Genomic DNA, 17,649 nt, shown 5'->3' on the forward strand with positions numbered 1-17,649 from the left:
GGGATAGAGCGGGAAACGATCGGTCAGCGCCACGACCTTGGCCTTGACCGCAGCTTCGACAGCGGCATTGCCCTCGTCGGAATTGGCGACCTTGAGACCGTCCAGCACTTCGGCGATCAGCTTGCCGATCTCGCGGAACTCGGCCTGGCCGAAGCCGCGCGTGGTGCCGGCCGGCGTGCCGAGACGCACGCCCGAGGTGACGAAAGGCTTTTCCGGGTCGAACGGAATGCCATTCTTGTTGCAGGTGATGTTGGCGCGGCCCAGCGCTGCCTCGGCGCGCTTGCCGGTGGCGTTCTTGGGCCTGAGGTCGACCAGCATCAGATGGTTGTCGGTGCCGCCGGAGACGATGTCGAGACCGGTCTCCTTGAGGCTGGAGGCAAGCGCCTTGGCGTTGGCGGCGACGCTCTCGGCATAGACCTTGAAGCTCGGCTTCAGCGCTTCACCGAAGGCGACAGCCTTGGCGGCGATGACATGCATCAGCGGGCCGCCCTGCAGGCCGGGGAACACCGCCGAATTCATCTTCTTGGCGATGTCCTCGTCATTGCACAGGATCATGCCGCCGCGCGGGCCGCGCAGCGATTTATGCGTCGTGGTGGTCACGACATGGGCATACGGCAGCGGCGACGGATGCACGCCGCCGGCGACCAGGCCGGCGATGTGCGCCATGTCGACCATCAGATAGGCGCCGACCGCATCGGCGATCTCGCGAAAACGCTTCCAGTCCCAGATGCGCGAATAGGCGGTGCCGCCGGCCAGGATCAGCTTCGGCTTGGTCTCATGCGCGGTCTTCTCGATGGCATCCATGTCGAGCAGGTGGTCGTCCTGGCGCACGCCATAGGAGACGACCTTGAACCATTTGCCGCTCATGTTGACCGGCGAACCGTGGGTCAGATGGCCGCCGGAATTGAGGTCGAGGCCCATGAACGTGTCGCCCGGCTGCAAGAGCGCCAGAAACACCGCCTGGTTCATCTGGCTGCCGGAGTTCGGCTGGACGTTGGCGAAGTTGCAGCCGAACAGCTTCTTGGCGCGCTCGATGGCCAGTTCCTCGGCCACGTCGACGAACTGGCAGCCGCCGTAGTAGCGCTTGCCCGGATAGCCCTCGGCATATTTGTTGGTCATGATCGAGCCCTGCGCTTCAAGCACGGCGCGGGAAACGATGTTTTCCGAGGCGATCAGCTCGATCTCGTGTCGCTGGCGGCCGAGTTCGTTGCGGATGGCACCGAAAATCTCCGGATCGGCGTCGGCCAGCGTGGTTTCGAAGAAGGATTCGAATTTGTTCGACACTGCCGCTGCTGTTGCCATGGCCTGAAATCCTCGGGGTTCGGGGGCAATTTTCGATTTATGCAAGTCGTTGTTCCAAAACCGCTGCACACTTTTGGGCGACTTGCATTTGCCGCGCCATTAACACAGTTGTTTTCGCCCCGCCACGTTTGCCGCGCGAAATTTGCTGGCCGGATTGCGCCAGCCAGGCCCGCGGGTCGTTATTTCCTCGCCTTCCGGCCCCTCAGCAAGGCCTCGGTGAGCGTGATCTCGGCAAACAGCGCCTGCGACGTATGGTCGTTGATCTCGCCGCTGCGAAACATGGCGCGCACGGCTTCGCGCTCGGCTTCGATGCCCGCAAATCTCAATTCGAGTTCCAGCCTCCCGGCTTCACGCGCCTCAGCGCGGGCCTCGTCGACTTCGTCCGAGGCGGCGATGCGGCGCCGGTAACCAGCGACGATGTTCTCTGCGGCGGCAAGCCTGGCGCCGGGCACCTCGCCTCCCTCATCATCAGCGGCTCCGGCAATGCTCTCGATGCGCGCAATTGCGGCTTTGGCGGCGCCGACACGCGCCAGGCGCTCCTCGGCGGCGCCGGCATCCTCACCGGGCTCGACCAGCCCCCTGGCGATCGTCGGCAGAGCGAGGCTGGCAAAGACCAGCGAGCAGATGATGACGCCGGCGGCCAGGAAAATGACCAGGTCGCGCGCCGGAAACGGCGAGCCGTCCGGCATGGCGAGCGGCAGCGACAATATGCCGGCCAGCGTGATGGCGCCGCGCACGCCGGCCACCGAACCGGCGAGCCGCACGCGCAACCCAAACGGCTCCGCCTTGCGCTTGCCCAGACGCGCGGCGATGCCGGCCGCGATATCGCCCACCCATATCCACAGGAAGCGCAACGCGATCAGGCACAGCGTCAGCGCGATGACGGTCGCGATCGGCTGGATGATCGGGTGCAGGCTCATGAGTTCCGGTGGCACATGGCGGATGATGTCGGGAAGCTGGAGCCCAAGCACGATGAAGAGAGCGCCGTTGAAAACGAAGGAAAGCGTCGTCCACAGCGACATCGTCTGCATGCGCGCCGAGACGCCGAGGAAACGAAACACGCCGGAGCCGCCGGTGAGCAGGCCGGCGGTGACAGCCGCCAGGATGCCGGAAGCTCCGACATGCTCGGCGCCGAGATAGGCGATGAAGGGCAGCAGGACCATCACCAGCACCTGCGCTTCGGCCGGCACGCCGCCGATCCGGTTGAGCAATTGCAGCAGCTTGGCGGCAACGAACAGCGCCGCCACGCCGATCAGGATGCCGATCGCCACGGCATAGAGAAAACTGAGCGAAGCCGCGGCAAGGGAAAAGCTGCCGGTCAGCACTGCCGCGACGGCAAAGCGGAACATGACCAGCCCCGACGCATCGTTGAGCAGCGACTCGCCTTCCAGAATGTGCATCAGCCGCGCCGGGACGACATTCCTGTCGACGATCGAGGACACGGCAACCGCGTCGGTCGGCGACAACACCGCGGCAAGCGCAAAAGCGACCACCAGAGGGATGCTCGGCACCAGCCAATGCAAGGCGTAGCCGAAGCCGACGATGGTGAAGAAAACCAGCCCTATGGCCAGATCCAGGATCGGTCCGCGCAGCGCCATCAGTTCACGCTTGGGTGCGCCATAGGCATCGCCGAACAGCAGCGGCGGAATGAACACCAGCAGGAACAGTTCCGGATTGATCTCGACATGGATGCCGCGCACCGGCCAGGCAAGCGCAGCACCGATCGCAATCTGCAGCACCGGCAACGGCACCCGCACCAGGCGAACCAAAGCGCCGGAAAGCGCCACGAAGACGAGCACGACCAGAATGAAGACGGCGACTTCCATGGTCCGGTTCCACGCTTTCCCGCCGACCATGCGCAAAGCCGGCCGATCCGTCCAGCCACCCGTCCCGTGAAAAACGCCGCGGCACCCGATCAATGAAAAAGGCCGCCCCGAGAGGCGGCCCTCAGACTGCTGACAAACCCCGTCGATTTTCGGCGGGGTTTTTTGTTATGTGATTGAAGTGTCTTGGACTGTTTGTGTCAGGAGATTTTGACAGGAGGCATTGAGCCTCATGCGCGGGCCGGCTTAGGCTTCGGGCACAGGCAAAGGGCGATCTTCTTGATGTTTTGGGCTGCGGCGGCGATCAGGCACTGGCAGGCGACCTTGGTGAGACTTCGGAACCGCGCATAGCGGTGACCATGCAGTTGCTTGGCGTCGGCGAAGGAGCGCTCGACGGTCTCCTTGCGGCGGCGGTAGATAGCCTTGCCCCATGCGGTCAGCCGGTTGGCGTCGGTGCGCTCCTTCGCATCCGCCCAGACATGGCGGATGATGGTGCGCTGGGCCTTGGCATTGCTGGTGCAGGAGGCGAGAAGCGGGCAGTCGCGGCAGATAGTTGGGTCGCTCTTGTAGTGGCGGTAGCCATTGCGGTCGGTGGTGGCGTAGGCCAGCACCTGGCCCTGTGGGCAGCGATAGCCATCAGCCGCCGGCTCATGGGTGAAGGCCGACGGTGCCATCATGCCGGGCTTGGGCGGTCTGGGGCGGCGATAGCCGGTGACACCGCGTATTGCCCGATCCTCCAGTCCTTTGGCGATGCCTGCCGTGGCATAGCCGGCGTCCAGCCCGACGGCGCCGACATCAAAGCCGAAGCGCTCCACCTGCCGATCGAGCCTCGACAGGTAGACGGTCGAATCGTGGACGATCGCCGTCGTGTGCGTGTCGGTGATGATGGCGTGCGCCGCATCCACCGTGCGGTGATCGAGATAGAAAAAGCCCTTCGGCTTGCCCTCGCGCACCATGTAGCCGCTGTCGGGGTCGGTGCGCGAGACCTTGGTCTCCTTCACCGCAGGCCGCCGCTCCTTCTGCTTCAGCGGCTTGTGGCCGTGCAGCGCCCGTTCGGTGTCGATGGCACGATCGAGGTCGGCCCAATAGTCGGCCCGCGACTTGGCGATCATCGCAAGATCGTATTTGCCCTTGTTGGCGTTGGCCTTCAGATGGGTGGAGTCGGTGTACAGCACCATGCCGTCGACCAAGCCCGCCCGGATCGCCTGCTCAACAATGCGGTCGAAGATCGCCTGCGACACGCTGGTGTCGTCGTAACGCCGCCGCCGGTTCTGGCTCAACGTCGAGGCGTCGAACACCTTGTCCGTCAGTTTCAGTCGCAGGAACCAACGATAGGCGACATTGACCTCGATCTCGCGCACCAGCTGCCGCTCCGAGCGAACGCCAAACAGGTAGCCGATGAACAGCGCCTTGAACATCAAGGTCGGGTCGAGTGGCGGGCGGCCATTGTCGGGGCAATACAGAGGCGCGGTCAGATCGTGGATGAAGGTGAAATCGATCACACGGTCGATCTTGCGCAAAAGGTGATCGGCAGGAACCAACTGATCCAGCGTCACCATCTCGAGCGCGGTCTGTTCAGGGGCGGCTCGCTTCAACATGACCCAGTGAATCAAAAACCCCCAGCAAATGCCAGGGGTTTGTCAGCAGTCTGAAGGCCGCCCCGAGAGGCGGCCCTTTTTATATAAGAATCAGATGTTTATAGCGCAGACGTGATCTGCAGCTCGTTGTTGCCGTCAAGCGCGTAGACGTCATCGCGGAACTGCACGACGCCCGGACCGGTCGACCAAGCCGAGAGATAGAGGAAGTGGACCGGCACCGGATTGGTGACCTGGATCGGCGTGTTTTCACCGGTCTTGATCGCCGCCTCGAAATGCTGGCGATCCCAGCCGGGCGTGTCGCGCAGGATCCAGGTGACGAGGTCGCGCACATTCTGCACGCGCACGCAGCCCGAGGAATCGAAACGCAACATCTTGCCGAACAGGCTCTGCTGCGGCGTGTCATGCATGTAGACGCCGTCAGGGCTCGGGAAATTGATCTTCACCGAAGCCATGGCGTTTTCCGAGCCGGGATCCTGGCGGAACCTGTACTTGGCGGCGTCGTCGGTCGACCAGTCCACATTCATCGGATCGACTTCGCTGCCATCGGGCGCGAACAGGCGGATGTGGCTGTTCTTGAGATAATCGGGATTTTTCCGCATCAGCGGAATGATGTCCTTGCGCACGATCGAGACCGGCGCGTTCCAGTATGGATTGACGATGATCTCATTGATCTTGGAATTGACGATCGGCGTCTGCCGGTCGATCTTGCCGACGATCGCGGTGTGGCGAAGCACGACGCGGTCGTTCTCGACCGCTTCGACCTGCGCTGCCGGAATGTCGACCAGCACGTAGCGGCTGCCCAGCGTGCCGGCCTTCTCGCGCAGCCGCTGCAGATTGGTCTGCAACTGGCCAAGCCGGATCTGCGCCGAAACGTTCATCGCCGCGTAGGTGTATTTGCCCATCGCGCCATCAGCCGGCAGGCCGTGACGCAGTTGGAAGCGCTTGACCGCCGAGTCGACATAGGAATCGAAAGCCGTCGAAATGCCGGCGCTTTGCGACAGGTCGCCGGAAACCATCAGCCGCTTGCGCAACGGCACCACATCGGGATCATCGACGCCGAGCTGCAGCTTCTTGGTCGCGGGAACCTCGACCCAGCCACCCTGCCCGACAATGTTCTGGTATTGCCCGACCGCCTGTTCCGTGAAGGCGACGGTCTGAGGGCTGAAGATCGGCAGCGTCGAGGCCACCTTGCCGCCCTCGCTGGCGCGGGCGTCGAACTGGTCGTCCCAATTGCCGCGCGCCGAGGATTTCAGGATATCACCGATCACATCCTGCGCATTGGCGCTGCCGGCGACCACCGCGGCTGCGAGCGCGGAGGCTCCGGAGAGGAAAAAACGACGGCTGGTTCTCATGGACGTTCCAGACATTGGTAGCAGTTCGATCACTTGCTGCGTTGATCACCGGGCGATCTCGCCCGCACTGTAAAATTGGCAATCTTAACAATTAGCCAACCATGCTCCGTATCACCTTGGTGTGACAGCGCCCAGGCGCGATACGGATTGCGGGTGAACGCATGGCCTTCACACCAGCATCACTGCCTCTCTCGGTTCCACTGGAATATGGCGGCAACGTGGCCTAGTGCCCCAAATCCGACCGGCCGGCATTCCGAAAAGAACAGTCCGTGCTATTTCGGTATCGATCGGCGATCGGCCGCCCAGTGTACCGACCAGCCAAATCAAAGAAAAGACCGATGCCTCTCGGCACCGGCCCTGACTGAAGGTCGATATTTCGGCCGCGCTTCTGTGGCGCGGGCCGGATCCGATGCGGCGCCTTACATCCGGTAGGCGATGGTGTCGTTCCAGAAGCGGTCGAGCCGCTGCAAAGCGCGGTTCATCTGCTTGAACTCGTCGGTGTTGATGCCGCCGACCTGTTCGATCGAGCCGACATGACGCTCGTAAAGGCCGGCGACGACCTCGGCCACCTCGTTGCCCTTCGGCGTCAGCGAGACACGGACCGAACGGCGGTCGATGCGCGAGCGCTGGTGGTTGATGAAGCCGAGATCGACCAGCTTCTTCAGATTGTAGGAGACGTTGGAGCCGAGATAGTAGCCACGCGAGCGCAGCTCGCCGGCGGTCAGCTCAGAATTGCCGATGTTGAACAGCAGCAGCGCCTGGATGGCATTGATGTCGGAACGGCCGTTGCGGTCGAATTCGTCCTTGATCACATCAAGCAGGCGGCGGTGCAGCCGCTCAACAAGCTGCAGCGATTCCATGTACAGGGAACGGATAGCCTCGCGGCGATCGTCGGATACGTTGGCGGTCTTCGCCGCCGGACGCGAATTGATCATTGTCTTTGCCTCTCGTTTGTCGCCCTGGTGATTTTTTGTTTTTCACCTTGATCGCGACACTATCGAATACTCATAAAATTCGACTTAAACGCTAGGGCTAACAAGAGCTTACCGGCAAGAGGTTTCGGAAGAGGCTTAACGAACGGTCACCCGAGCAAGGATAATTAACCTAAAGATTTCGGCAACGATTGCGGGGCTCATTCGAGGCGACAGCCGGGCCGCCAATGGGTTCAACGGCTTAGTGGCGGACCGGGCGCTTCTGCAGGTGGATGATGACACGGAAGACGATATAGAGCACCGCCACCGCCGCATGCGAGACGACAATCAGCAAGCGGTGGCCGAATAGCTCGGGAAAGCCGGCATACATGACCGTCTCGGTCACCGCGCAAATGAACCAGATCACCGGGCCCCAGGACGCCAGCATCCACAGGCCGGCAGCGGCAAAGGGAAAGAACACGGCGAGCACCACCGCCGCGACCTGCCAGTGCACGGGCATCAGGTCGAAACGCCATAGTGTGCCCGGATAAAAGCCGATCAGCTTGATCCAGTAGAGAATGCCGAACAGCAGGCAGTAGCCCGATATGACGCGCTGGAACCAGGCGAAGATCACCTCCACCCCGGAGGGCTGCAGCACGACGCGCCTTGAGGTCACCTCGCTCATATCATGAGTTCCCATTCGCCGAGCGGAGCGAAATAGGCGTCGACATCCGCCTCGCTGACCGCATCGAGGCTCGCGGGCCGCCATTGCGGCTTCGAGCCCTTGTCAATGATGGCGGCGCGGATGCCTTCGTAGAAATCATGGCCAGCGAGCATCCGGTTGAGAATGCGGAACTCCATCTTCATGCAGGCTTCCATGGACAGCGTCAGTCCGGCGCTGATCTGCCGCCAGGCGACACGCAGGCTGGTCGGCGAGCGGGTGCGGATCGTCGCCAGTGTCTTTGCCGCGAACTCGTCGGCGTCCGCCGCACGCTCGAGGCTGTCGATGACGCGGTTCAGGGACGGTTGCGAAAAATGGCGAACAATCGCCTCCAGCGTCGGTCTGTCGGTTTCTCGCCTTGCCTGCACGAATAAGCCGCGCAGCACCGATTCCGGATCGCCGGTCAACGCCAGCCGGTCGAGGAAGCCAGCCTGGTCCTCGGCCTTGATGGTGTGGGTGGCCAGCCCCGACCATAGCGCGTCGCCATAGCGGATGCGATTGCCGGTCAGCGCCAGATACATACCGAAGGAGCCGCCCAGGTCAGGCAGCAGGTGGCTGGCGCCAACATCCGGAAAGAAGCCGATGCCGACTTCCGGCATGGCAAATTGGGCATTCTCGGTCATCACCCGGTGCGAGCCGTGGAAGGAGATGCCGACACCACCGCCCATGACGATGCCGTCGATCAGGGCCACATAAGGTTTCTTGAAACTGTTGATGCGGGCGTTGAGGCGATATTCGTCGGCGAAGAACTCGACCGGCGGTTTTCCCGCCCGGCCTGTCTCATAGACATGCAGGATATCGCCGCCGGCCGAAAAGGCCCTGCCCTCTGCCTTGACGACGATGACGTCAATGCCCTGGTCGACCTCCCAGGCGGAAAGAGCAGCGTCGAGCGCCCCGATCATGCGGTGCGTCAAGGCATTGAGCGCCTGCGGCCGCGTCAAGGTGACGACGCCGGCCCGGCCCAGATGTTCGAAGCGGATCTCGTCGCCTCCGCCAAAATCCATCGTGAAGAATCCCTTCCCCGGCCGCCGGGACTGAAGTGCTAAAGCGTGGCGCATGGTTGCGTCAATGGCGAGCACACCGGTGCAAGCTCTGGCCCGGACCAGGAGCCAGTGCTAAAAATCGAGCTGCAATACTGAAAACTGGATAGAGTTCATTGCAGCGCAGCTCTGGTGGGTCTTCGAACGGGACGATTGTTTATGACTCGATTTTCGCGCCTTGCGCCGATGGCAATCGGGCTGAGCGTCTGCTTGGCTGTTCACCCGGTCATGGCGGGGACTTTGGAAGACCTCTACAGCTCGCAGACCATCGTCAACGGCAAGTACGAGAAGAACCGCCAGTCCGGCTTCAAGCGCTGCCTCGACGCGGTCCTAGTGCGGGTTTCCGGCGATCCGCGCCTGCCGGCGAAACCTGAAATGAAGGCATTGCGCGACAAGGCCGGCAGCTTCGTCGCCAGCTTTCACTACCGCGACCGCATGGAAGGCATTCCCAACCATGACGACCAGGGCACGTACGATCGGCCCCACAATCTCTACTGCCAGTACAAGCCGGCTGAAATCGACCCGGTGCTGGCCTCGCTCGGCAGCAGGCCGTGGCTGACAGAGCGGCCGCGGCTGGCGGTGTTTTTGACGACCGAGCGCGGAACAATGCATTACGCGCTCGATGCCGATGACGATCGTGGCATGCCGATGCGCGAATCGTTCGGCAATGCCGCCGTACCGCTGGCCATGCAGGTGGCTTTTCTCACGGCGGCGCAGCTGTCGCAGGCCGGATTGGACGATCAGGCGCTTCGCAATGCCGACATGACGAAGCTCGACACACTGGCGAAGAAGGCCGGAGCCGACCAGGCGCTTTCCGGCAGTCTCGTCTGGAGCGACAAGGAACTGGGCTGGATCGCCTATTGGCAGCTCAAGGCGGGCGACGAGACCTACCGCTGGCAGGTGCGCGGCGTCAATTTCGACGAGGCTTTCCGTATCGCCATCAGGGGCGCGGCACAGATTCTGTCAGGCAATGGGCAACCCGAATAGACCTCGACCGGATCACTGGCACAATCGTGCCGCATTGGTCAGCGGCGGGAGCTCGTGGTAAAAGCCTGCCCGAACGAGAGTATTTGGCGATGAACAAATTCACCCCCGCAAAGCCCGCCGGCGCGCGCGGCGTCGACGAGATCACCGGCAGCCGCCGTCTGCGCCGCATGCGCAAGGCCGACTGGTCGCGCCGTCTGGTGCAGGAGAACAGGCTCTCGGTCGACGACCTGATCTGGCCGATCTTCGTCGTCGACGGCAAGGGTGTCCGCGAGCCGATCGCCGCCATGCCCGGCGTCTTCCGCCTGTCGATCGATCTCGCCGTCAAGGAGGCCGAGCGGGCGGCGAAACTCGGCATTCCGGCACTCGCCACCTTCCCCAATGTGGACATCTCGCTGCGCGACCAGACCGGCTCGCACATCCTCGATCCCGACAATGTCATCAACCGCGCCACCCGTGCGATCAAGGATGCGGTGCCGCAGATCGGCATCATCACCGACGCAGCGCTCGACCCGTTCACCAGCCACGGCCATGACGGCATCCTGCGCGACGGCATCATCGTCAACGACGAGACAGTGGAACAGGTGACCGCCGCTGCCGTCATCCAGGCGGCCGCCGGCGCCGACATCATCGCGCCATCCGACATGATGGACGGCCGCATCGGCGCCATCCGCGACGCGCTCGACGCCAATGGTTTTCAGGATGTGGCGATCATGTCCTATGCGACCAAATTCGCCTCGGCCTTCTACGGTCCCTATCGCGAGGCGGTGGGCACCGCCGGTCTGCTCAAGGGCGACAAGAAGACCTATTACATCGACCATGCCAATTCCGACGAGGCGGTGAGAGAGGCCGAACAGGACATCGCCGAGGGCGCCGACATGCTGATGGTCAAGCCCGGCCTGCCCTATCTCGACATCATCCGGCGGCTGAAGGACGAGTTCCAGATGCCGACCTTCGCCTACCAGGTGTCGGGCGAATATTCGATGATCAAAGCGGCAGGCGCCAATGGCTGGATCGACGGCGAGAAGGCAATGCTGGAATCGCTGCTCGCCTTCAAGCGCGCCGGCTGCGACGGCATCTTGACCTATTTCGCTCCGGAAGTGGCGGAACTGCTGAAGGGGTAATTTCTCTTCCCGACGATGACCGGTCGCGGCGAGCCAATGCCGACGATCCGCCTCGGCATCCCTACCAGTTTTCCGACTCCTGGCCGGGGAATTCATGGCGAGGGTCGCTTGACCCGGAGCCTGGGCTTCGTTCGAGCTTGAAAATACCGCTTGCAATTCACAATCAGTTTGCTACCAAATAACTGATTGCAAAATACAATCGGTTATCGAGGAGGCTCGCATGTCCAAACTTCGCGTCAACGCTTTCACCCTCTCGCTCGACGGCTATGGCGCCGGTCCCGATCAGAATCTGCAAAATCCGCTCGGCGTCGGTGGGGGATCCTTGCACAAGTGGTTTGTCGACACCCGCACCTTCCGCGAGATGGTGCTCGGACAAGATGGCGGCACCACCGACGTCAACGAGGCGTTCGCGGCGCGCAGCTTCGAAAATGTCGGCGCCTGGATCCTCGGCCGCAACATGTTCGGACCGATCCGCGGCGAATGGCGGGACGACAGCTGGAAGGGCTGGTGGGGCGACAACCCGCCCTATCATGTGCCGGTTTTCGTGCTCACCCATCACAAGCGGGAACCGATCGTCATGGAAGGCGGCACGACCTTCCATTTTGTCACCGACGGCATCCATTCGGCGCTCGAACAGGCAAGAGCGGGCGCTGGCGGCAAGGACGTGCGGGTCGGCGGCGGTGTCGCCACCATCCGGCAATATCTGCAGGAAAAACTGATCGACGAGATGCATCTGGCGATCGCGCCGGTGCTGCTGGGCACGGGCGAGAACCTTTTCGCCGGCCTGGACATGTTGAAGCTTGGCTATCAATGCACAGAGCAGGTGGCGACGCCGCTCGCCACGCATGTGGTCATCAAGCGGGCGTAGGTGGAGAGCCAATCTCCCCCACGAGGGGGGGATTGCAGCTTCGTCTATCTCAATACTTCTCCGGCACGTAGAGCTCGCGCGGCAGCACCTGGCGCTCGTATTCGGGGTTGAAGACGCGCTCCGGCAAAGTGATCTCCTCGTGCGGCACTTCCTCGTAAGGCAACTGCTTGAGCAGGTGGTCGATGCAGTTCAGCCGCGCGCGCTTCTTGTCGTTGCCCTCGACGATGAACCAGGGCGCTTCCGGGATGTTGGTGCGGGCGAAGGTCTCTTCCTTGGCCTTGGTGTACTGCTCCCAGCGCACGCGCGATTGCAGGTCCATAGGCGACAGTTTCCACTGCTTCATCGGATCATGGATGCGCATCAGGAAGCGCATCTGCTGTTCCTCGTCGGTGATCGAGAACCAGTATTTGACCACGGTGATGCCCGAGCGGACCAGCATGCGCTCGAATTCCGGCACGTCGTGGAAGAATTCTTCGACTTGATCGGGCTGGGCAAAACCCATCACCCGCTCGACGCCCGAGCGGTTGTACCAGGAGCGGTCGAACAGCACGATCTCGCCGCCGGCCGGAAGATGCGGGACATAGCGCTGGAAATACCATTGCGACTTTTCGCGCTCGGTCGGTGCCGGCAGTGCCACGACGCGGCAGATGCGCGGGTTGAGGCGCTGGGTGATGCGCTTGATGACACCGCCCTTGCCGGCCGAATCGCGTCCCTCGAAGATCACCACCAGCTTCTTCTTGTGGTAGGCGACCCAGGACTGCAGCTTGATCAATTCGGACTGCAGGGCGATCAGGTCGCGAAAATACTGCATGCGATCGATCGAAGGCGGATGCGAGTTCTTGTAGATCTTGGCGATCTCCATCGACAGCGCCGGCTCCGACATTTCGAGCTCATAGTCTTCGTCAAGCGTGTCGGCGAGCTCGGCTTCAAGCCAATCCCTGGCCGGAGAATTCTGTTTTAGCTCGGTCATTATCGGCTGCTCCACTTGCAAGCTCTGTCGATCCACGTCCGGCGCCCCAAACTCCCGGCTTGCGGCCCGGCACGGCAACTACCTGAGCCGACTTCAATATAGGCCTGCAATGACGGTTTTATTGCAGCCCGAGCGTGATCTCCGCCGCTGCCAATCCCGCCAGGCATGATCGATCCGGCGTCCTGGCATGCAGACACGTCGCCCAAATTGTCCTACAAATAGCGGCTACATTCGGCGCGCCCTCCCCAGCCCCCCTTCCCAACGCAATCGCGAGGACTGACATGGAATACCGCACTCTCGGCCGTTCCGGCCTGAAGGTTTCGACACTGACCATGGGGACCATGACGTTCGGTGGTGCCGGCGCGTTTTCGGCTGTCGGCAAGACCGACCTCGACGAGGCGCGCCGGATGATCGACCTCTGCATCGACGCCGGCATCAATGTCATCGACACCGCCAATGTCTATTCGAACGGCATTTCGGAAGAAATCATCGGCGAAGCGCTCGGCGGCAAGCGCAAGGGCGACGTGCTGATCGCCTCCAAGGCACGGATGCGGATCGGCAAAGGTCCGAACGATGAAGGCCTGTCACGCCATCACCTGATCCGCGAATGCGAGAAGAGCCTGAAGCGGCTCAAGACCGACGTCATCGACATCTATTTCCTGCACGAGTGGGATGGCGTGACACCGCTGGAGGAAACCATCGGCGCGCTCGACACGCTGGTTGCCCAGGGCAAGATCCGCTATGTCGGCTGCTCCAACTACTCCGGCTGGCAGGTGATGAAGGCGCTCGGCATCAGCGACAGCCATCATCAGCCACGCTTCGTCACGCAGCAGATCCATTACACGCTGGAAGCGCGCGAAGCGGAGTACGAACTGCTGCCGATTTCCGTCGACCAGGGGTTGGGCGTTCTGGTCTGGAGCCCGCTAGCCGGCGGATTGCTGTCCGGCAAATACCGCCGCGACAGCCCCACCGCCCGCCAACTCGCGGGCTGGTCGGAACCACCGATCCGCGACGAGGACCGGCTGTGGCGGATCGTCGATGTGCTTGTGGAGATCGGCGCGCAGCGCGGCGTGTCGGCAGCGCAGGTGGCGCTGGGCTGGCTGCTTGGCCGGCCGTCCATCAGTTCCCTGGTGATCGGCGGCAGGACGGAAACGCAGTTCCGGGATAACATCGCTGCGGCAAGCCTGGTGCTTTCCGGCGAGGAGCGCGAGCGCCTCGACGCGGTCAGCCGGCCGCCCTTGCTCTATCCCTACTGGCACCAGCAGCTGACGGCAAAGGACCGTTTTGGTGCCGCCGATCTGGTGATTGACCGAAGCGGCATCTGATCGGCAAATCGATGGCGATAGCTATCGGCCGCCGCAATGATGGGCGTGGCCCTTCATTGCGACGCGCATCTTGCAAGCCTGGCCATCATCGACGCACTATCGCTTCAGCTGTTGTGTTTGACGGCTAATGCTCCTAGGCAGGACCAGAGCCGCGAGGCAGTGAAAAAGGAGCCGATATGGCGCGACCACCGAACTACGATCAGGAACGCAAGGAACGCGACCGCCAGAAGGCGGCCAAGAAGGCCGAGAAGCTGGCAGCCAAGGTTGCAGCGAGGGAACGTTCGAAGCCCGAAGACGAGACTGAAGCCGAAACCGAAACGGCAAAGTGACGGCAAACGGCCCGCAGATGCGGGCCGTGCCTCAATCCAGATTGCCGCCCCAAATGTCGGCTTGTGTCAGGCGGGCGCCTTGTCGCTGACGAACACGTCCACTTCGCGTGCTGCCGCGATAAAGGCGCGCCTGGCGTTCATCGCCGGCTTGTCGCCGGCGAGTGCGTCATGGCAGGCCTGCAGGGCCGCGCGATGCTTGGGGCTGCGCTTGCCGGGCCAGCTGTTGAGGAGGTAGTCGGAAGCCTCACGCGCCGTGCGCAAGAGCTGAGTGCTTCCCGCCGCGACTGACTTCACAGTCACAGGTGTTTCAAATCGGTTGTTTTCCATGGCCGCTCCTTACGCCATCGGCGTCTGCGAAGCGAGGCGAAAGTGCGCATACGTCCAGACGCCGCTTTGCGCCCCTTCATCCGCCTTTAAGCAGCAACGACGGCAAAGCCTCTGGCGCGAAGACCGCGCCGATCGTTGGCGAGCGACGTCACCAGTCGGTCGCGGCTGCCGACGATGTGGCCTGACAGCAGGCGCGCGGCTTCATCGGCGTCGCCAAGGCGTGCCGCCGCCAGTATGGCGCGATGTTCGGCCCAGGCGCGGCTGAGGGCCGCTTCGTCGCGAACCTCGAGCCAGCGCGCCCGCGATAGGCGCGTCATGGCATCGCGCACCGCCCGGAACAGGAATTCATTGCCCGACAGACGCGCCAGTTCGATGTGAAAATCCATGCCGACGCGATGCCATTCCTCGCGCGGCGTGTCGTTGTCGCAGGACTCGAGCATCGCCTCGATGACATCGACGCCGCTCCGGTCCGCCAGGCCGCATGTCAGCCGAAGTGCCGCAACCTCGACCGCCTCCCTGTAGACGGCGATCTGCTCGAGTTCAGCCAGATTGATCGGCGACACCGTCCAGCCGCGCCCGTCCCTACCGACCAGCCCCTCGGTCTCGAGCCGCAGCAGTGCTGCCCGGACCGGGGTTCGCGATGCACCGAAACGGCTCTCGATCCAGCGCTCGGTCAGCTTCTCGCCGGGACCGATCTCGAGGCCAAGGATCATCTGCCGAAGCTGTTTTTCGACGCTCTGCATCTGCGACATTGTCGTTTCCACCTTTTGGTCGTTTGCTGGCGATCGTCTTGCCGATCACGTTCGACAGGCTGCATTGACAGCGGCCAAGCTTGCGTCCATGACGTGCACCATCTTGGTATCCCAAACTGGTATCCGCAGCAACCATCGATAAAAGAGTTGCTGGGACAGGACATATGACATGCAGCAGAGCGCGCTCCCGGCCACCGACAGCACCTACAACATCCACTGGCGGCGCAATCTGTTCGTGTGCTTTGCCGGGTCGTTCTCGACGCTTGTCGCCATGACGCTGCTTTTGCCGTTCCTGCCGCTCTATATCGAGCAGCTCGGCGCCGAGGGCCACGCGGCGATCGTGCAATGGTCGGGGATCGCCTATGGCGCGACGTTCTTCGCGGCGGCGCTGGTGGCGCCGCTCTGGGGACGTCTCGGCGACCGCTACGGCCGCAAGGTGATGCTGGTTCGCGCCAGCTTCGGCATGGCCATATGCATGTCGCTGACCGGCATGGTGCAGACGGTCTGGCAACTGGTGCTGCTGCGGCTGCTGATCGGTTTTGCCGGCGGCTATTCCTCGGGATCGACCATCCTCGTCGCCATGCAGACACCGAAGGAGCGTTCCGGCTGGGCGTTGGGCCTGCTGTCGGCCGGCATCACGGGCGGGGCTCTGGTCGGCCCGCTGGTTGGCGGCGCCCTACCGCCGCTGATCGGCATCCGCGCCACCTTCCTCTTGTCCGGCGGTGTCATCTTCCTGGCGTTCCTGGCGACCACGTTTCTGATCAAGGAGAATCCCCGGCCGAAAACAGCAGACGCCGCGTCGAAGCAGAAGCCGAAAGGTGGCTGGGAACAAATCCCCGACAAGCGGCCTGTCGTCGCCATGCTGGCGACCGGCATGCTGTTGAGTTTTGGCACCATGTCGATCGAGCCGATCATCACCGTCTATGTGCAGCAGCTCATCGAGGACCAGAGCCGCGTCACGCTGATTTCAGGCCTCGTCATGTCGGCGGCCGCCCTTGGCGCCATCCTGTCGGCTTCGCGCCTTGGCAAGCTCGCCGACCGCATCGGCCACTGGAACGTCATCATCGGCGCGCTTGCCGTCTCGGCGCTGCTGCTGATCCCGCAGGCCTTCGTCACAGAAAGCTGGCAACTCATCGCCCTGCGCTTCCTGATGGGCCTGGCGCTGGGCGGGCTGTTGCCCTGCATCACCAGCGTGATCCGCCACAATGTCCCCGATGGGGTCGGCGGCAATGTGCTCGGATTGTCGATTTCCGCCCAATATGTCGGGCAAGTCGCCGGCCCTTTGCTGGGCGGCTTTGCCGGTGGCCATTTCGGCATGCGCTCGGTGTTTCTGGGCACATCCGTCTTGATGGTCGGGGGCGCGGTGTATAACTGGCTGGCACAGTCGCGCCGCGAGCAGGACATGCTTGCCAACCCCGGCAAGCCCTGACCGCGTCAGGCATATCCCTCTGACATCACGGAGCCACGGACATGAGCACGGCCGAGCAATTTTCCGGCACCAGCAGCCGTATCCTCGTCCTCGCCGGAGGCCTTTGTGGTGCGGCAGGCGTGGCACTGTCGGCCGCGGCGGCGCATCTGGGCGGCGCCTTCGTCGGCACCGCCGCATCGTTCCTGCTGATGCATGCGCCGGTCTTCCTTGCCGCCGGACTGCTTGGCGCGAACCGGATCCTGCGCATTGGCAGCCTGATCCTGCTGGTTGGGCTTCTGCTGTTTTGCGGCGATCTGCTGGCCCGCGATTTCATCGGGTCGCGGCTGTTCCCGCTGTCGGCGCCGATCGGCGGCACCCTACTCATCGCCGGCTGGCTGGCGATCGCTGCCTCGGCGCTGGTGCGCGTGCGTTCCTGACGCCTCTGGGCGTCCCTGCCCGATAAACAGACCCCCGCCTGTCAAACGTCGTTTGCCGAGCCGCTAGTCCTGCCGGGGCTCGGGCTGGATGAGCAATTCGCGATTGCGCCGCCGCCTTGCCAACCGACGCCGCTCCGGCCGTTCGGAAGCCGGCGCGATGCCCCAATAGTTGCGATAGATGTCTTCAAATAGATAGCTTACGGGATGCATGATGCGCACTCCTTTCAGTGCTTGAATCGATCCAATCGATGGGCGCGAAAAACCGCCCCGATCAGCTCCGCTTGCGCTCCACAAGGAACCGCAGCTCGCGGACCCATGGACCGGCTTTGCCACGACGCCTCTGCGTGGCGGCGTTGGACGAAACGCCCCAGTCGTTGC

General features: G+C 62.9%; 18 protein-coding genes. 7 read left to right on the forward strand and 11 right to left on the reverse strand.

From position 1 onward, the window contains the following. From glyA to EN943_RS09380, 7 genes are all read right to left on the reverse strand, one after another. Positions 1-1,302: serine hydroxymethyltransferase (gene glyA / locus EN943_RS09350; RefSeq protein WP_164778131.1), on the reverse strand; the 1,302-nt coding region annotated here is incomplete at its 3' end. Positions 1,303-1,481: 179 nt separating this feature from the next. Continuing rightward, positions 1,482-3,128 (reverse strand): Na+/H+ antiporter, encoded by a 1,647-nt coding sequence (locus EN943_RS09355; protein ID WP_127412364.1) that lies wholly within the window; start codon positions 3,126-3,128, stop codon positions 1,482-1,484. Positions 3,129-3,355: 227 nt separating this feature from the next. Continuing rightward, complete coding sequence (locus EN943_RS09360; RefSeq protein WP_127412365.1) at positions 3,356-4,723, reverse strand: IS1182 family transposase; 1,368 nt, start codon at positions 4,721-4,723, stop codon at positions 3,356-3,358. A gap of 98 nt (positions 4,724-4,821) precedes the next feature. Next, the gene (locus tag EN943_RS09365) at positions 4,822-6,075 is read right to left on the reverse strand and encodes a L,D-transpeptidase family protein (protein ID WP_127412366.1); all 1,254 of its coding nucleotides are present in this window, start codon (positions 6,073-6,075) and stop codon (positions 4,822-4,824) included. A 419-nt stretch (positions 6,076-6,494) separates the two neighbouring features. Continuing rightward, positions 6,495-7,010, reverse strand: a complete 516-nt coding sequence (locus tag EN943_RS09370) for a winged helix DNA-binding protein (protein ID WP_008875359.1) — start codon at positions 7,008-7,010, stop codon at positions 6,495-6,497. 238 nt (positions 7,011-7,248) lie between these two features. Next, the gene (locus tag EN943_RS09375; protein ID WP_127412367.1) at positions 7,249-7,671 is read right to left on the reverse strand and encodes a DUF6163 family protein; all 423 of its coding nucleotides are present in this window, start codon (positions 7,669-7,671) and stop codon (positions 7,249-7,251) included. Next, positions 7,668-8,711 (reverse strand): enoyl-CoA hydratase/isomerase family protein, encoded by a 1,044-nt coding sequence (locus EN943_RS09380; protein ID WP_127412368.1) that lies wholly within the window; start codon positions 8,709-8,711, stop codon positions 7,668-7,670. Before EN943_RS09380 ends, EN943_RS09375 begins: the two co-directional genes overlap by 4 nt. A gap of 195 nt (positions 8,712-8,906) precedes the next feature. On the opposite strand from EN943_RS09380, the gene EN943_RS09385 reads away from it, so the two are divergent. The 3 genes from EN943_RS09385 to EN943_RS09395 all read left to right on the forward strand — a co-directional run bounded on the left by EN943_RS09385 (position 8,907) and on the right by EN943_RS09395 (position 11,723). After that, positions 8,907-9,734 carry a DUF2066 domain-containing protein gene (locus tag EN943_RS09385; RefSeq protein WP_127412369.1) on the forward strand — a complete coding sequence of 276 codons (828 nt, stop codon included), beginning with the start codon at positions 8,907-8,909 and terminating at the stop codon, positions 9,732-9,734. 89 nt (positions 9,735-9,823) lie between these two features. After that, entirely contained in the window at positions 9,824-10,855 is a 1,032-nt protein-coding gene (gene hemB, locus EN943_RS09390) for a porphobilinogen synthase (RefSeq protein ID WP_127412370.1), read from the forward strand. 220 nt (positions 10,856-11,075) lie between these two features. After that, a complete protein-coding gene (locus EN943_RS09395; protein WP_127412371.1) occupies positions 11,076-11,723 on the forward strand; it encodes a dihydrofolate reductase family protein in 648 nt (215 codons plus the stop codon). Positions 11,724-11,772: 49 nt separating this feature from the next. On the opposite strand, the gene ppk2 is transcribed toward EN943_RS09395, so the two are convergent. Beyond that, positions 11,773-12,693: a polyphosphate kinase 2 gene (gene ppk2, locus EN943_RS09400; protein ID WP_127412372.1), complete on the reverse strand. Its 921-nt coding sequence runs from the start codon at positions 12,691-12,693 to the stop codon at positions 11,773-11,775. 281 nt (positions 12,694-12,974) lie between these two features. On the opposite strand from ppk2, the gene EN943_RS09405 reads away from it, so the two are divergent. Together EN943_RS09405 and EN943_RS09410 are read left to right on the forward strand one after the other, a co-directional pair. Then, positions 12,975-14,018 (forward strand): aldo/keto reductase, encoded by a 1,044-nt coding sequence (locus EN943_RS09405; RefSeq protein ID WP_127412373.1) that lies wholly within the window; start codon positions 12,975-12,977, stop codon positions 14,016-14,018. Between the two features lie 176 nt (positions 14,019-14,194). Next, a complete protein-coding gene (locus tag EN943_RS09410; RefSeq protein WP_013532262.1) occupies positions 14,195-14,347 on the forward strand; it encodes a hypothetical protein in 153 nt (50 codons plus the stop codon). 66 nt (positions 14,348-14,413) lie between these two features. Here the strand turns inward: EN943_RS09410 and EN943_RS09415 are convergent, their stop codons facing one another. Then, positions 14,414-14,674: a DUF982 domain-containing protein gene (locus tag EN943_RS09415; protein ID WP_013532263.1), complete on the reverse strand. Its 261-nt coding sequence runs from the start codon at positions 14,672-14,674 to the stop codon at positions 14,414-14,416. An 86-nt stretch (positions 14,675-14,760) separates the two neighbouring features. Further along, positions 14,761-15,426, reverse strand: a complete 666-nt coding sequence (locus tag EN943_RS09420; protein WP_127412374.1) for a GntR family transcriptional regulator — start codon at positions 15,424-15,426, stop codon at positions 14,761-14,763. Between the two features lie 169 nt (positions 15,427-15,595). Between EN943_RS09420 and EN943_RS09425 the strand changes: the two genes are divergently transcribed. Together EN943_RS09425 and EN943_RS09430 are read left to right on the forward strand one after the other, a co-directional pair. Then, the gene (locus EN943_RS09425; protein ID WP_127412375.1) at positions 15,596-16,855 is read left to right on the forward strand and encodes a multidrug efflux MFS transporter; all 1,260 of its coding nucleotides are present in this window, start codon (positions 15,596-15,598) and stop codon (positions 16,853-16,855) included. Between the two features lie 41 nt (positions 16,856-16,896). After that, positions 16,897-17,271: a DUF423 domain-containing protein gene (locus tag EN943_RS09430; protein ID WP_127412376.1), complete on the forward strand. Its 375-nt coding sequence runs from the start codon at positions 16,897-16,899 to the stop codon at positions 17,269-17,271. Between the two features lie 63 nt (positions 17,272-17,334). Here the strand turns inward: EN943_RS09430 and EN943_RS09435 are convergent, their stop codons facing one another. Continuing rightward, entirely contained in the window at positions 17,335-17,481 is a 147-nt protein-coding gene (locus tag EN943_RS09435; protein WP_127412377.1) for a hypothetical protein, read from the reverse strand. Positions 17,482-17,649 lie beyond the last annotated feature (168 nt).

It is taken from the genome of Mesorhizobium sp. M7A.F.Ca.US.006.01.1.1, assembly GCF_003997935.1.
Classification (GTDB): Bacteria; Pseudomonadota; Alphaproteobacteria; order Rhizobiales; family Rhizobiaceae; genus Mesorhizobium.